The 16472-nt window shown below is 44.1% G+C and carries 13 protein-coding genes; 5 read left to right on the top strand and 8 right to left on the bottom strand.

Annotated features, from left to right (window positions below; genetic code table 11):
* Position 1 precedes the first annotated feature (1 nt).
* The 3 genes from AACU33_RS09750 to cobU form a co-directional block, all read right to left on the bottom strand.
* Positions 2–1264 (bottom strand): HhoA/HhoB/HtrA family serine endopeptidase, encoded by a 1263-nt coding sequence (locus AACU33_RS09750; protein WP_096588317.1) that lies wholly within the window; start codon positions 1262–1264, stop codon positions 2–4.
* A gap of 329 nt (positions 1265–1593) precedes the next feature.
* Positions 1594–2022: a hypothetical protein gene (locus AACU33_RS09745; RefSeq protein WP_096595205.1), complete on the bottom strand. Its 429-nt coding sequence runs from the start codon at positions 2020–2022 to the stop codon at positions 1594–1596.
* 180 nt (positions 2023–2202) lie between these two features.
* Positions 2203–2751, bottom strand: a complete 549-nt coding sequence (gene cobU, locus AACU33_RS09740) for a bifunctional adenosylcobinamide kinase/adenosylcobinamide-phosphate guanylyltransferase (RefSeq protein ID WP_096588316.1) — start codon at positions 2749–2751, stop codon at positions 2203–2205.
* Between the two features lie 212 nt (positions 2752–2963).
* Between cobU and AACU33_RS09735 the strand changes: the two genes are divergently transcribed.
* The 4 genes from AACU33_RS09735 (at position 2964) to hpsU (ending at position 6463) form a co-directional block, all read left to right on the top strand.
* The gene (locus tag AACU33_RS09735; RefSeq protein ID WP_096588315.1) at positions 2964–3782 is read left to right on the top strand and encodes a hypothetical protein; all 819 of its coding nucleotides are present in this window, start codon (positions 2964–2966) and stop codon (positions 3780–3782) included.
* 170 nt (positions 3783–3952) lie between these two features.
* Positions 3953–4885, top strand: a complete 933-nt coding sequence (locus tag AACU33_RS09730) for a glycosyltransferase (protein WP_096588314.1) — start codon at positions 3953–3955, stop codon at positions 4883–4885.
* Positions 4886–4900: 15 nt separating this feature from the next.
* Entirely contained in the window at positions 4901–5839 is a 939-nt protein-coding gene (locus AACU33_RS09725; protein ID WP_096588313.1) for a glycosyltransferase family 2 protein, read from the top strand.
* A 60-nt stretch (positions 5840–5899) separates the two neighbouring features.
* Positions 5900–6463: a hormogonium polysaccharide biosynthesis acetyltransferase HpsU gene (hpsU, locus tag AACU33_RS09720; protein WP_096588312.1), complete on the top strand. Its 564-nt coding sequence runs from the start codon at positions 5900–5902 to the stop codon at positions 6461–6463.
* A 4-nt stretch (positions 6464–6467) separates the two neighbouring features.
* Here the strand turns inward: hpsU and AACU33_RS09715 are convergent, their stop codons facing one another.
* The 5 genes from AACU33_RS09715 to AACU33_RS09695 all read right to left on the bottom strand — a co-directional run bounded on the left by AACU33_RS09715 (position 6468) and on the right by AACU33_RS09695 (position 14049).
* Positions 6468–6593, bottom strand: a complete 126-nt coding sequence (locus AACU33_RS09715; protein ID WP_339375890.1) for a hypothetical protein — start codon at positions 6591–6593, stop codon at positions 6468–6470.
* A gap of 95 nt (positions 6594–6688) precedes the next feature.
* Entirely contained in the window at positions 6689–7474 is a 786-nt protein-coding gene (locus AACU33_RS09710) for a DUF928 domain-containing protein (RefSeq protein WP_339375889.1), read from the bottom strand.
* Positions 7475–7525: 51 nt separating this feature from the next.
* Positions 7526–9871 carry a CHASE2 domain-containing protein gene (locus AACU33_RS09705; RefSeq protein ID WP_096588311.1) on the bottom strand — a complete coding sequence of 782 codons (2346 nt, stop codon included), beginning with the start codon at positions 9869–9871 and terminating at the stop codon, positions 7526–7528.
* A 153-nt stretch (positions 9872–10024) separates the two neighbouring features.
* A complete protein-coding gene (locus AACU33_RS09700) occupies positions 10025–10993 on the bottom strand; it encodes a DUF1822 family protein (protein ID WP_096588310.1) in 969 nt (322 codons plus the stop codon).
* Between the two features lie 329 nt (positions 10994–11322).
* Entirely contained in the window at positions 11323–14049 is a 2727-nt protein-coding gene (locus AACU33_RS09695; RefSeq protein WP_096588309.1) for a CHAT domain-containing protein, read from the bottom strand.
* A gap of 421 nt (positions 14050–14470) precedes the next feature.
* On the opposite strand from AACU33_RS09695, the gene AACU33_RS09690 reads away from it, so the two are divergent.
* Entirely contained in the window at positions 14471–16447 is a 1977-nt protein-coding gene (locus AACU33_RS09690; protein WP_096588308.1) for a serine hydrolase, read from the top strand.
* The last annotated feature ends 25 nt before the right edge of the window (positions 16448–16472 follow it).

Genomic DNA, 16472 nt, shown 5'->3' with positions numbered 1-16472 from the left:
CTTATTGCAGTTGTTGAGTTGGGAAAGCACCAGGTCGCACAGCTAAGTTGATGTTCTGGCCATTACGACGCAACTCTAGGCGCACATCGCCACCAATTTGGCTATTATCTACAGCTTTTTGGATACTGCTAGCGTCTGTTACTGTTTGACCGTTGAGTTTTTGGATAACGTCACCAGCGCGGATTCCGGCTTTAGCAGCAGGGGAATTCGGCACGACTTTCACAACTAAAACGCCTTTATCTTCCTCAACACTCAACCCACTATTAGGATCGGAGTTGATATTTTGTTTTAATTCTGGTGTCAAACCCACCATTTGAATACCCAAATATGGGTGCTGCGCCGTACCTGTAGCTATTAATTGATTAGAAATACGTTGCGCTGTGTTGATAGGGATAGAAAAGCCTAATCCTTGCGCACCCTGGATAATAGCAGTATTCATGCCAATCACTTCACCACGGGCATTAAGTAGCGGCCCGCCAGAGTTACCAGGGTTAATCGCTGCGTCAGTTTGAATAAATTCAACTCGCTTATCAGGCGCACCGATTTGATTGCTACTGCGTCCGGTAGCGCTGATAATTCCGGTTGTTACTGTATTATCTAGTCCTAGAGGGTTGCCGATCGCGATCGCCCATTGTCCTGGTTGCAGTTGGTCTGAGTTACCGAGAGTTACTGTTGGTAAATTATTCGCCTGAATCTTTACCACAGCCACATCTGTTAATTCGTCTTTGCCCAATACCTTACCTTTAAAGCTGCGTCCATCCTTGAGGATGACTGTCACCGTATCAGCACCGTCAACTACGTGGGCATTAGTTAAAATTCGACCGTCGTTACCAATAATAAAGCCGGAACCCGTACCCCGTTGTACTTGGTTTCCTTGTGGTATCTGGGAACCAAAGAAACGCCGGAAAAAAGGGTCGTCAAATTCATCTGGTATCTGAGCTTTGACTGTGCGGGAAGAATCAATCCGCACTACAGCAGGCCCAACCCTTTGTACAACCTCTGTTACAAAGTTAGGGTCTGTAGCTGCTGGTAATGGAGGAGCAGCATTTACTGGACTAACTGCCAAATTCGATGCACTCTGAGATAGCTTTAGTTGGTGTCCCGCTAAATAGCCACCTGCCAATGTCATCCCAGATCCCAGCAGCACCAGCGATAGAGAGGCAGCTGCCTTTTTCCAGGGTGCATGATTATGGTGTTTTGTACCAGAAGCGGTCAATGAATTGTAGTTTGTGAGATTTTCTCCGTCGCGTGGTTGGTTTTGCATTTGTTATCTGGAAGGATATTAAGATGTACTACTAATATAGATATTGTTTTTGAAGCTTTTGTTGCAGGAGTATTGCGCTGGTGCGAAATGACGCTTTGTGGTATTGATTAAAATCTGTATTTTCCTAATTGTTGCAAAATATAGCTTTCTTATTTCAGTGACAATCCACTCTCCAAAACCATTGAACTTCGAGAGACTGCCAATAAAATACCCCAACTGATAGATGGGGTTGTAAGCTCTGAGGGATTGAACTTGCATAATTGGGTTGGGTAAAATGACCAACCCACAAAAGTTATAGATATGTTAAATATGCAAACTCAATCAGCAAGTTAGGGATTTGATGAAGACAACTTCTTCCAAAGGCGATCGCGAATTATCTTCAGTTGTTCTTCAGTACTGATAGGGCTGCGTGGTGAAGGTAGTTCTGTATTAGGCCAGCTAGGTAAAGTATTGCAGGGACAAAATAAAGCCGGCATTCCGACATTTCGCATTGCTATCGGCATATCGCAACGACTACAAGGTAGCATTTCCCATGCTGGTGTCAGCAGTTCGGCAATCGTTTCATCAGTTCCATCCAAGTGGCACTCACCCGCCTGAGAGCGAATTTCTTGCCAGCATTCTTCAAATTCTTCACTATAGCGATCGCCTTTTAGCACTGGCTGTGGCGACAAGTATGCCTTACCATTGCCAGAAATTACTTGTTTACCCAACTGAAACCAGTAGGCTAAATATCTTTTAACGTCTTGTTCTGTTGCCATACTATTAATTCTAGATTTAAGCTCGAAACTTTGGGTCATTAAATCTTGAATAAACCATTAAGAACATATACTCATCTGTCATTGGGTATGAGGCATGGGGCATAGGGCATTTCTTCTTCTGCTTCCTTGTCCTCCTTGTCTCACCACACTCCCCACACTCCCCACACTCCCCACACTCCCTCACTCCTCAGTCGGTGGCAATGGCGAACCAAGAACGCTGAGATTCAAAACATAACCCCCAGTAACTAAATATACAGTATCGCAGATGCCTCCTAACTGGCGTACCAAAGAACCTAAGCGATCGCGAAACTGGCGGCCACTAGGATAAGCTGGCACTACACCCCAACCTACTTCTTCAGCTACAAATAACATATCAGCCGCAACTAGCTGTACATTTTCTAACAATTCTGCTATCGTGTTTTCCCAGCTAATCGCATCTTGGTCTAGCAGATTAGCTACCCAAGTTCCCAAAGAATCAACTAAAAGGCAGGTGTTTGGCTTGGCCTCGGCTAGAGTAGCAGCCAGTTCCAGAGGTACACAAAGAGTTAGCCACTCTTGAGGACGGCGTTTTTGGTGTTGTTGAATGCGTTTTTGCCACTCTTCATCAGCTGGATCTTCAGCAGCTGTTGCTACGTAAACAACAGTTTTCCCCGATCGCATCGCGAGAGTTTCTGCCCATTCACTTTTACCAGATCTAGCTGGCCCTGTGACTAAGATAACTTTACCCAAAGCCTTTTCCTTACTATCTTTAATTGATTTGGGTTACAATGTCTGAACTAAATTTTTACCTTGCGGGATGAGATTGTTGGTTTTAAATATCTCTTAAGAGATAAAATTAGCACCAGCATCATTGATGCACAATTGGCAAAAGCCAAAAATCCCAACAACCCCATTCTGAATTATTTAACACTACTGGGGACAGCAAATTTCAGGATATTTTTATGAAAGCAGGCTGGAAACGCATTGAGGCAACTCTACACGATTTAGGGGCTAAAGGTACAGCAGATCGTGCTGAAGCAAGCGATCTGTCAAAGCGACCTTTCTCTTTTAGAATCAGCGTTGGGACAACTGAATCTAAAGATAGCGATCCTACTCCCTTAGCGGAGGAGCTAAATATACAAGGGCCAACAATCGACTTAAGTGCAGATCCCCAAGGTAACTTTTCTGACTCTGAGAATGTATCTTCTCACCATGACGGTGTTCAGACTTTTTCGGCACAAGAAATCGGTGGCAAAACACCTAGCCTACCTAAGTTTAAAACACCTAGCTTTAGTAACCATCGTCACGGAGCGAATCCGGGATTGGCAACGAATCTATTAAAGGAGATTCAAGAACATGTTGCTGGCTGGGAAAAAGAACTACAAAAAATCCTCAAGCAAATTCAAGATATTTATTTAGAAGGGCCGATTGTGAATGGCTGGTTAGAATCCAATCCCAAGGAAACAGATCGGGGAGGAAAAGCCACATTACGCCATGCAGAAGTCGATCGCCTCATGGACTATGTAGAAGAAATTTGTGCAACGGGGGCAAAAGTCTCCTATCAATCTGCACGTACTGGCTACCGCCTTTGTGGTTTGGATGCTTCCGGTAAAGTTTGGACTCGTCCCTGTCCGCCAGATCAAGTGCCGGCTGTGAGTATGGCGATCGCGCGTTACCAAAAGCTACGCCAACTTTTAGGACGCAAGCAGTACCTAGAAACTCGCCTCAGTCAACTAGCCGAAACTCTGGTGATTTTACATAGTCACATTCAACAGGCTTGAAGTTCTCAAGATTATTTCCGAAAAATCGCGGTTGGTGGGTATGTAATTTTTGGGATAGATTAGCAGGCATTAGGTAACTATTTGATGTTGTCATTAGTCAGTAGTCATTGGTGAATCCTGACAACTGACGATTGACAACTCACAACTCACAACAGCCACAATTCCTGCCTATGCCCTATACCCAAATCTCTGCCATTATCTGCACTCACAATCGAGATACCTATTTAGGTGCAGCGATTGATAGTCTTTTGGCACAGGATTTTGCGGCTAACTTTGAAGTTGTGGTAGTAGACAACGGATCGAGCGATCGCACTAGTGAAGTTGTTGCACAAAGAGCCAGCAATCCACGCCTTAAATACGTCTTTGAACCCATTATTGGCTTATCTGTAGCACGGAACACTGGTGCAAAAGTCGCTAGTGGTGAGATTCTCGCCTATCTAGATGATGATGCAGTCGCTAGCAACGGCTGGTTGCAAGTATTTGACGATGCTTATAAAAATAACTCTAAGTTAGCGATCGCTGGTGGTAAGGTCACACTTTTATGGACTCCAGGCGTTCAACAACCGCGGTGGCTATCCCCTGGATTAGCTGCCAATTTGGGTGCATACGATTTGGGTGACAGGCCAATTTATATCGAGCAGCCAGGTTTAACCCCTAGAGGCTTAAATTACTCTATACGCCGTTCCTTCTTGGAAGAGATTGGCGGTTTCGATCCCCATCTCGGTCGAGTCGGCAAAAATTTACTCTCTAATGAAGAATTGCAAATGACCGAATTTGCTCTGCAAAAGGGATGGCAAGTCGCTTATCTTCCCCAAGCGCTAGTAGCTCATAATGTTGCCCCAGAACGGCTGAAACGTTCCTGGTTTTTAAACCGAGGCTGGTGGCAAGGTATTAGTGAATGTTATCGCGAACAACTTGCGGGTAAAGCTGGTGTCGGCCAGTTGCGACGAGGCGGCGAACGATTTGTACGGGGCTTGTATAAAGCATTGCAATATTTTTCTGACCCAGCAGAACGCTTTGACAAACTTGTTTATGCTTACGGTCAGATTGGTTATTTAAATGCAGCGATTCAAGGACTCTTATCTACATCAGATAAAAAATAATATATAAAATCTTATATGTCATCTAAAATACCAGTTTCTGTACTTATTCCCGCAAAAAACGAAGAAGCAAATTTACCTGCCTGCCTGACTAGCTTGCAAATAGCTGATGAAGTATTTGTAGTTGATTCTCAAAGTACCGATAATAGTATTGCGATCGCGGAAAGTTTCGGTGCCAATATTGTCCAATTTAAATTTAATGGTAGCTGGCCAAAAAAGAAAAATTGGTCTTTAGATAACTTGCCTTTTCGTAATGAATGGGTGCTAATTGTTGATTGCGATGAAAGGATTACGCCCGAACTATGGGCAGAAATTGCTGAAGTAATTAAAAATGATGAATATGCAGGTTATTATCTCAACCGCCGTGTATTTTTCTTAGGAAAATGGATTCGCCACGGTGGTAAATATCCCGATTGGAATCTGCGATTATTTAAGCATAAACAAGGTCGCTACGAGAACTTAAATACAGAAGATATTCCTAACACGGGAGATAATGAAGTTCACGAACACGTTATCTTGCAGGGTAAAGTCGGTTATCTCAAAAACGATATGTTACATGAAGATTTCCGCGACCTTTATCATTGGTTAGCAAGACATAACCGTTATTCTAATTGGGAGGCCCGTGTTTATTACAATCTGCTTACCAATAAAGATGATGGTGGAACCATTGGTGCAAATCTATTTGGTGATGCCGTACAACGCAAGCGCTTTTTAAAGAAAGTATGGGTACGTTTGCCATTTAAACCTTTGTTACGGTTTATTTTGTTCTACATTATTCAGCGCGGTTTTTTAGATGGCAAAGCTGGATATATTTATGGACGCTTATTAAGTCAATATGAATATCAAATTGGGGTCAAACTCTACGAATTACGCGATTGTGGCGGTACGTTAAATACTGAAAAATCTCAGTCTTTACCATCATCTTTACCACAAGAAATTGGGCAAACTGCAACTTAGAGAGGGATGAGTGGTTTATACCCAATGCTCTATTCCCCAATGACAAATGACCAATGACAAATGACAAATAACCAACCTTTTGTAGATTTACGCAAGTATGACCAATCCTGGTTCGATCGGGGGCGTCCCAGTTGGTATATTTTGCTGTGGTGGTTTGTACAGGCGATCGCTTTTCCTCTGACTCCCCAACCGTTAAATAGCCTTCGTTGTATATTGCTGCGGCTATTTGGTGCGCGAATTGGCAAAGGCGTATTGATTCGACCTACTGCCCGCTTCACCTACCCTTGGAAAGTTACTATTGGTGACTATAGTTGGATTGGTGATGACGTAGTTTTATATAGTTTAGATGAGATTCACATCGGGGAACATTGCGTAATTTCCCATAAATCTTATATCTGTACTGGTAGCCATGATATGCGTGACCCAGCTTTTGGGTTGAAAACAGCGGGTATCACCATCGGTAATGGGGCTTGGGTGGCGGCGGATTGTTTTGTTGGGCCAGGGGTGGAAATTGGCGCGAATGCTGTAATTGGCGCTCGTAGTAGCGTTTTTAGTTCCATGCCCTCTGGACAAGTTTGCTTAGGTAGTCCCTGTCGCCCTCAGTATCCTAGATTAGGGAAATAGTTAACTATTCTCCATCTTCAACTGCACCTTGTTTATACTCAGCAATGATACTCCTAATTTCAGTTAAGGGACGATCTAAAGTCAGTTGTCCTTGCTCATCAATTGTGCCCATGACTTTAATTGCTTTCATTACTGCTCTAAATCATTGAGTTCGTTTTTATTTGAGCATTCATTCCACGGCTCAGGTAAATTTGAACGTGAGATGAATGCCCAAATTATCTCTAGTTATTGTGAAACAATCGGTTGCGTTGCCACATTACTTAAACCGATGCTTACTAGCAAATCGCGCCATTCTGCCTGAAGCTTGCTATCTTCAGGATTCTTCAGACGTAGTTGTGCGAGTGTAGTTAGTGTTTCGTACCAGATGCCATTTTCGGCATAGATAACAGATTGCTGTTGAGGTTTGGCTTTTTCTAGTTGTTGAGCGATCGCCTGACTCAAGTTTACTCGCTGGATGACTCCTTCAACATAAACCGGAGGCCATTGTTTTTCTTGGTCGCAGTAGATGCTGAAAAACCAACGGTAGCGTTTGTTTAATGCTAAAGGCGCAACGGTTTTAGGCAGAGGAATACCAATGACTCCAGGTTTATCTGGTAGAGCGATCGCAGTTTGATAAATAGGATTTGCAGCTTCGTCTTGCAGCACAAATTCAGCTGGATAGACTGCATTCTTAGGTAGCGGCACATAAAACCAGAAAGTTGGGTGCGCCGCTATCGTCAATCCCCAAACATCTTCAGTGTTGGGTGATTTTTTAGTAAACGGTACTAAAGCAGTCAGTTGAGGTTTGAACTGCGGACAATTACCTCGTCTGGCTCCTCCCAAAACCCGACCGCCAGGAGGTGGTTCTGGTGGCGGTTGCGGTGGATTGAAGTGGATAGTTGTGTCCACACTAGCAGTACTACTAGGCTGTCTAGCTGAGTCTGCCAAGATTAATGTCTGGCTAGCCAGCATACTAGTGCAACCAACAGCTAGTACTAAAGACAGTTTTATGCTTTTTAAAAGTGAATTCATAAAATTTATGGGGAATTAGCTGATGAAATCTAGCCACATTTTGGCCCCGCCTTAAATATTTTCTCGGATTAATTTAGAATTGAGAATTTTAAATTTTGAATTTTGGACTAAAATTCCCCCAATTGTCCCGACAAATGACAAAGCTGACGGGACAAACGGAACCCAAACACCCCAAAGTAGCAGGCCAAAACAAAATAAATACAACACGCCAGCAGCGAGACTAACTGCTAATATCAACCGGGAAATAGAAGAAAAACGCCAAGCCAAGATTCCGCCAATGCCAGCCCAAATCCAAATCCAGAGCAATTCCAGCCCCAGCGACCAAACCCTTAACAAAGGACGCCCATCTAGCACAGCACTGAGGATTTGGCTAACCATATGCGCTTGTAATATCACTCCTGGCATTTGAGAATCTAAGTGATTTCCGTAGGGTGTAGCCCAGTAGTCTGGGAAATCGCCTTTGGCAGCGACACCAATCAATACAATCCGGTCTTTGATGGCGTTGGGGTTGATAGGGCCAGATAATAATTGTGTGAGTGTTACTTGTTCGGCAATCTTTTTAGTAGAACGGTAGTTAAGTAAAAGTTGACCGCCATTAGCATCAATACTTTGATAGCCACTAGCATGAGATGACAGCCGTGGTATGACAGTCTTGCCGAGTTGCAAATTTCTTTGATCTGTAAACTTTGGTTGAATGCCTAAGGGTAAGAGATAGCGGAATGCTAGTTGGGCGCTAAGAGCATAAGGGGTAGTACATAATGATGCCGCTTCTTGATTCATGAACAATAGATGGCGGCGCACAACACCATCGGGATCGTGAATGAAGTCGCTAAATCCTAAGCGTGCTTGCGGAATTTCTGGGGGTGATGCAATACCTTTGGTCTTTTCTGTGGTATCGCTTCCCTTACAAACTCCTATCAAGTTATCGGTATGCTGAAGTAGGGGAATTAAATCTTTTTCTTCGGCAGGAAAATCACGATAGATATCCAAACCAATTGCACGGGGTTGATACTGTTGCAGTTTGAGCAGCAGTTGCATCAGAGATTTATCGGAAAGGGAAGTTCCTTTTAATTCCTCACCGTTGTGGCGTTGTACTGCTAAGTCTGCATCATCTATTGTCACCACGAGCAACCGAGGATCTAGCCCTTCAGCCGGACGCGATCGCATCATTTGGTCAAAGGCTTGCAGTTCTGCACTTTGCAACAGTCCTAAAAACCTGACGCCACAAACTAAGGCAGTCATCATCAGACTGGAGAATACAGCTACTTGAAAGCCGCGTTTGTTAAACAGCGCTGAATTTGAACTGACTACTTTTCTAGCGCGTGTTAGTCCTTCCCAAGTAGATGGCGGCTGTGCGGGATTTTGGCAAATCACAGGTAGCCAAGTTGCACAGGGAAATCGATCCTCTAATCCTTGCAAGCGTTCCCGTGCTTGTCGCACCGACTGGTATAAAGATTCGCCACCTGCAAAGCTACCGAGAAAGTACTTTAAAAACTCCTGCGCTACCAGATCGGGGACAGGTTCTCGCATAATAATCATTTGGGGTATTTGCAAATCAGCGAGTTCTTGTGCCAGTCCCAATCCATCGCAAGAGTTGAAAATTGCTAATTGTAAGCCGCGTTCAATCGCTTTTTTTAAAGCGTATTTTAATTCGCTAATACTTAAACTATCGGTTTTATTGATATAAATCCGCCCGCTACCATCTTTTCCTTGACTGGAACTATGTCCAGCGAAGAAGAGAATATCCCAGTTTTTTTCCCAAAGATGGTCAGTTAATTCTTTGCGTTCTGGTTCTACTAAAAAACAAACTTCTGCGTTTTTACAACGTTGCAGTAAATTTCGGTCAGCTTTGGTGTCAATTCCTTGGCTATTACCGACAATTGCCAAAATATTCACCAATTTGTTAGGGGTGCGTGGCTTATGAACGCGCTCATAGCTGGGTGATGATAAGGCAATTTCTGCCTTGGGATAGCGCTCTAATAAGTCCCACAGATGCCAAGGTAATCGCTGCAATTGGCTATTTTCTGCTTGCAAAATAACTCGCACTTCGTCTGAAGGCATTAATCTTTCTAGCCATTTCTCCCGCAGCGGCCGAAATTCTTCTGCGCGCAACCAGGTATTAAAGCGTGCTCGTAAAATATGAGATGTATTGAGGCAGTCTTGTGTCATGGACACATTAGTTATCTGTATCTTCTCTGCATCTAGGCGATAACCATTGCCTAAACGTCGATAACTAGATTGCCAGTGACTGTAGTATAAAGGTATTTCCGGACATGGAGGCAGCTTTCCCGTGATTTCTGTAGCGGGGCGATCGCATTCTTCACCAATTTGCAGGGTTACACCAAACCCTTGCTCAAAACTACCATCTGCAAATTTCAGAATTACTAACTTACTCATGACAGTCGCTACACTCCAATCTTAGAATTCAAAATTCAAAATTCACAAATAGTCAGCCTGGAATTTTGCTTTTTGAATCTTTCTTCCCCTACAGGTATAAAATATCAGATTTATCAGCACCAATTACTGACCAAATACGGAGTAGTTGCACCCTTAAATCACAAATTGTTCTGTAATACTGCTATCATTCAATGCCACCCTAACACTAAATGCTTCTCCGGTTTCACCTCTCAACTGCAACTGAATATAATTGTCTGCACTTCGAGCTTGAGCTTCTAGAAATACTGCTCCCGCATCATCTAAAACCGTAAGTTGCGCTCCTGGTGGCAGATAAATTTGATTACCCGTAGGATGCAACTGGAGGCGAATGCTGGTTTTTTGGTCAGCTTGGGGACTAATTTCGACAATCAACATTAAGGGTTGGTCAGCAATTTGGATGCCCAAATCAAGCAGTTTCGCCCGTCTTGTGACTGTGTCTGGCAGGCTTGACATTTGTTGTTCAAAAATCTCAGGACTGCGAAAAGCGTAAGCTAGTCCGGGTTCCTGAGAATTCCACAAAGCTTCAATAGTTTGCCAGCCTGATTCAAATATACCAGCAAACCACTGGCTCAAATGTACTAGGGTGCTGGCTGGAGATTGCTTGAGCTTTCCTAAGTGTTCGATAAATGCTTCTGGGGGTTGCAATTGACTTAAAGGTAGTTCTTCGGTAGCCACACTGGGCACAAAACCTAGTAACTTTGCTTCTTGGAGCGATTCGTCAATTTGCACGACTACATAACCCACCCGTTCTTCCCAAGTTTCTGGCGGGACGGAACAAGTATGTTCAAGCTGACCTACAGGACGACACTCCAAACGACCAACGGCTGGTATCTCCAAGTCTGCTACATCTGCAAATAGACGCATCACAGGGTTCCAACTATCACTAGCTGTCAGGTCAGTAGGAATATCCATCATTTGTAGGAACTCATTTACTACCCATACCGCTAGGGTGTTCAGCCTCACTTGCTCGGCTTTTTCGGGAGTCGGCTGTTGATTGGCAAACGTTTGGGCAGTTTTGCGTGCTGCTTGAGCGATGGGCAAAGGTACAGCGAAATTATCTTGTTTATAGGTGATGTTAGTCATATGTTTGGTTCCCACTGATTCATGCTGCTATACACATATCGGCCACATTCTCGAAATTTATGCCATAAATGTTGAATTATTAAGTTTTAGGGAATAAAAATAAGATTTCATAATTGATTCATAATTCCGATCAATTTATGAAATATAAAGTGGTAATTTCCTTGAATTAAACTGTATGGGTAAAAGCAGGACAAGTTATCAGCTGTTACGCATTTCAGTTACATAATTACTCATCAGCATTGTCCAGAGTCAAGGGTCATGAAGAGGACAAGGGGCAAAGGGAGATGAAGGAGTGTGGGAAGTGTGGGGAGAAATGACAAATGACTTTCTTATAGCCAATTCCCAATTAATACATAAGCCGACCAAAAGCTAGGTGAGTTGTAGTTGGGATGTTGCAACAATTTTAGCTGGGCGTGGCGGAGAGCTTCGGCTTTGGTAACGTTACCTTCTTTGAGTTCTTTATAGAAAGCACCGACAAACAAAGCTGTTGATTCATCATCTATTTGCCACAGCGATGCTAAGGTACTACGCGCGCCGGCTCGGACTGCGGCTCCAGCCAAGCCAAGGGCGGCGCGGTTATCTCCGGCTGCTGTTTGACAAGCACTTAAAACTAATAATTCGACGGCTTGCGGTTTGCTTTCATCTCGGCTGCGAAGCAGACTATCGAATTGCGTCACATTAATTGGGCCGTCAGCAGCTAAGATAAATGTGTTCTCGGCACGGGAACTAAACTGACCGTGAGTAGCAAGATGCACGACGTTAAAGGGAACAGAATTAACTTCTTTTTCTAGTGCTTTTTGCGTGAATTGTCGATCTAAGAGACTGGTTGTAGAGATTCCGGCTTTAGTAATTAAATCGACTTCTGATTTGATGGCAGGTAGTGGTGGAAAATCGGGGAAATTTGGCGGTGGTTGAGTTAGCCCAGCAGTTAGCGCTCTAATTTGCTGTTTTGCTAAGGGTTTTGGGTCTAGAAGTTGGAGTCTGACACTGAGAGCGATCGCATATTTCTCTATTAAATATTGCTTGCCGTCATAAAGAGAAGCCATTGGCAAGTTACGCAAAGCTCCATCCAGTACAAACACTAAGGTATTTACTTTCTTGGCTTGCAATTCTGATTCAATGGGTTTAATCAGCCAGTTATAAACTTGTTGCGATTGCGTTTTAACGGCGTTGGTAGCAGCTGGATTAACCAGATTTTTTCGGAGTTCTCCTAATATTTTGTTGATTTCTGCTTGGGAAATTTTGGTGCTGTATAGCTGTAGCGGTTGTTGGGGAATTTTGGCAATTACCTGAAGTTGGTCGGGGAGAATAATCGGATATAAAATGGCAGCGTTAGGATTGTCTTGGTCTACTACTTTATCTAAAGGTACGCTCTGACCTAAAAGACAAGCTTCGCGAAAGAAGTTATCTAATTCTGCAAGTTGTAAAGCCTCAATTCTTTGGCGGGCTTTATCTAATGTTTGATTATCGGGTTTTCCTGCTTGGGATTGCAGCAATAACTCTACTGATTGTCGATAGACTGGTTCTACACTGTCGCGAAAGTTGAATTGCACGTCTTGATTAATTGCTACCAAGTCACGCCGGAGTGATTCGAGTGTCTCTACCGCCGCATCATAAGCTGCGATTGCTCCTTTAAGGTCTTTTTGCGCCCAGAGTATTCTACCCAATTGCCAATCGACGCGATAGATAATTTCTGGTGCATTGCTTGTCTGAGCCAAGACTAACGCTTGCTGAGTCAGCTTTTGCGCTTCTGACCATTGTTGTGTCTCCTCATACAAGTGACCCAAACTCAAGAGTGCATAAGCTTCTGTTTGCTGGTCGCCCAAACTGCGGGATTGTTCAATGGCTTTGGCGAGTAGCTGTGCTACCTCTTGAGAACTAGTTGATGAGTATTCAATCTTGAGTATTGAGCCTTGAGAACTCATTGATGAGTATTCAATACTAGGTGTTGATTGAGAATTTCTACTCGGTACTTGCAACTCATTACTCAGCAATTTGTTGAGGCTTTGAGCAAAGTTAATTTGAGCGTAGATAGCAGTACGACTTTGCGGGAGTTGTGCAAGTTGGGATTGAATTGCTGGTAATAAGGTTCTAGCCGTTGTGAATTGACCGTTTTCGATTAGTAGACTGAGGAGATTTAGCTGTGCTTGGACTTTCGTTAGCGGTGAGGGAGAAACTTCCACAGCTTTTTGATATTTAGCGATCGCATCTGATATATTTTGCTGTGTGCGCGCATTGTTTCCCAAACTCAAAAGACTGGCTCCCATCTGGGCGTTCGACTGCAAATGCTCGGCAATTTCCAGACTTTGCTTTAAAGCCGTGCGCGAATTTTCCCAATCGCCGATTACCAAAAGCATATCGCCGAGCGATCGCAATCCCACTACTTTTTCTAGCGAGTCTTGCTGCGATTGTAGCTTCTGTTTTACCTCTTTCAGTATTTCTACTGCACGACGATAAGAGCCTTGATTCCGCCAAGCCTGCGCTTGGTTGATTAGCGACTTAACTACGCCGTTTTGATTTTTGAGTTGAGTATAAATTTCTCCTGCTTGTTGCCACGTGGCTAAAGCCGCCTCAGTTTGTCCGATGGCTAATTGTAGGCGTCCTTGAATATCCAAGGATTGAGCAAATACTAAAAGACTTTGGCTATTTTGTTGTCCTTTCAGCAAATTCAAGCTTTCTGTAATTACCTGCTTGGCTTCTGTCCATTTACCGAGTTGTTGGTAAGCCAGAGAAAGATTGCTTAAAGTTGCTGCTTGGCTGAGAGTATCGCCTTGAGTTTGGTATGTTTTCACTGCTTGCTGCAAAACTTGCACAGCCTCAGCAAACCTACCTGCATCGTAAAGTACTTTCCCCTGTTGTAGTTGAGAAGTTGGTGTAGCAATTTGGTTAATTATCGGTTGCGAAGCAGCGTTGATTCCAGGAACCGCCGCCATTATTGGGGAATTGAGGCTGCACAGCAAAGCCAAGAGAAAGTACAAAGCCAGACGTACAAATTTAAACTTCCGCCTGGGAAACTTGATTGCATTTAGCAAAGACAATTGAGTTGCTTTCACCATAGGATGGTCAGCCTACTGAAGGAAGCCTGCAATCAAATCCTACCGAAGATAGGGCATCACTTTACCAAGGAACTTCAAATATGCGATCGCGTTTAGGGACTGTGGGGAGATAAGGGAGAAACAACCAATCACAACTGTAACAGTTCGTAAAAAGATTGATAAGTATTGCGGAATTTAAATTTTTTAACCAGTATTTACTTCACGAATAAAACTCAGTTAATAGCTGACTTTTCTGAAATTTTTTACCTCAAAAGTAATTCGAGGTATAACGCTGATTGCATTTTCCGCAATTTCAATGGGCATTAAATAGTGGAAACAGTTGAAGTTGAAATGCTCGATTTTTTTATAAACACTAGTGAGGAAATCGATGTCAATGAACTTGATTAAGTATGGCAATTTCATAGGATAGGCAGAGCAATTAATGGTTAATAATTTTTTACTAAAAGCGGTTGCAGTGTTTGCTGGGTTAGCGTGTTTAGTCACAACTAACCCTGCTTGGGCTGGTATCCTCAAAGACGAAAAGAATCTGGGCTGGGCGTCCCGGCGCGATCTGACAAGCCAGGAATTCTCAAACGCCTTTAATGAATACCGCCAGCAGGGGTACATGATGATAGATGTCGATGCCTATCCTGACGGTAACGGCGTGCGATATGCAATGATTTGGCAGGAAAATAAGGATAACCGCGGCTGGGCGGAGCATCGCGACATGACATCCGACGGCTATCTGCAAAAGTGGGAAGAGTACAAAGCTAAAGGCTTTCGTCCACTTGATGTCGAGGCTTATCAAAGTAGCGGTCAGTTAAGATGGGCGGGTATCTGGGTCGAGAACAAGGAAGGTTTTGCCTGGTCATCCCATCGCGGGCTTGATAGCGACGCCTACGGGAAACTTTTTGACGAGAAGACCAAAGCAGGTTTCCGTTTGGCGGATATGGAAGTTTACAATACTAGCGCCGGTCTGCGTTATGCAGCTATTTGGTATCAAAATACCGATAATCGCGCATGGGCACAACTGCGCGGTATGACGCGCGAGCAATATCAAGAAGAAGTTGACAAACGCAGCGCCCAGGATATGCAGGTCGTAGATTTCGAGTCTTACCAAACAAGCAATGGTCAACGCTACGCAGCGATTTGGGAGCGCAAGCAGGGGTTTGGTTGGCAAACACGTACAGATCGAACCGAAAAGGAATTTGCCAACCTTTGGCGTCAGTACCGGGACGAAGGTTATCGTATTGTAGATTTCGAGCGCTATTCTACACCGAACGGTACGCGCTATGGCGGCATCTGGGTAGAGAATGACTCGCGCTTCCGGTATAACCGCAAGGGTAATATCGACAGCATCATCGAAACTTACCGTAAAGCGAATAATCTACCTGGCATATCTGTGGCAATTATTCGGAACGGGCAAATGATTTACCGCAGAGGTTTCGGGTTCGCAGATGTTAACGATAATAAGGTTGCGCATGGCGAAACGATTTACAACGCTGCATCTGTTTCTAAAGTAATTGGCGGTACGCTTGCCGCTAAATTAGAAAACGAACGTCGATTGCGTAATGGCGCAACATTTAATCTCGATCTCACCCGTCCAACATCAACCTACCTCACAAACATTACTAACGCCAATGGCAGCGGTACGGTCAGCTTACCGTCCTTTCATAAACATACTGTAGAGCAGTTGCTGTCACATCTAAGTTGCGTAGCCCACTATCCTGGCAATACAACACCCGGAATTTCCAACCAGACAACCCACTATACAACAGCGATCGCAGCGGTTCAGAAAATCTGGAATACTGGTTTAGTTACAAAGACGGCAAATGGCGGCTCCTGTACTATTGGCACAACTTGGTCATATTCAACCCCGGCGTTTACTTTTGTGGCTGCGGTGCTGGAAAGTGCTACAGGTCGCACGATCGATCGGCTGCTCCAAGATGAAATATTCACGCCCTATGGGTTATCGAGTATGCGCGTGCAGTACGCTTCATCAAGTTTGCCATCGGACTATGACCGGGCTAGTCCTTATGACGATGACAATAAAGAGGTGAGCTACACAGACAGCAGCTGGAAAGTCCTCGGCGGCGGTATTGAAACTGACGCTGTCGATTTGGCGCGCTTTGGTTGGAAGGTACTCAATGGAGAAATTCTGAGCGCTGACGCCCGCGATAACCGACTTTGGAGGCGTGTCAATGCCAACCAACCTCACGGATTAGGCTGGTCAGTAACCAACGATAACAATTCGCGGCGCACAGCAGAGTGGAATGGTTCTTGGACTGGAGCGCGGTCTTTCCTGCGAGCCTACCGGGATAACGGTCTTGTCATCGCCATTATGTCCAACCGTACAAACCATACGGTCGATGATGTGGCAACACTTGCAAACAAGATTGGTAACGAGGTGCTGAAATAGGCACGTTATTTTAACCCTTCCAGAC

This window comes from Calothrix sp. NIES-2098, from assembly GCF_963875125.1.
In the GTDB taxonomy this organism is placed as follows: Bacteria; Cyanobacteriota; Cyanobacteriia; order Cyanobacteriales; family Nostocaceae; genus Aulosira.
This window is presented reverse-complemented; position numbering and strand designations above follow the sequence as displayed.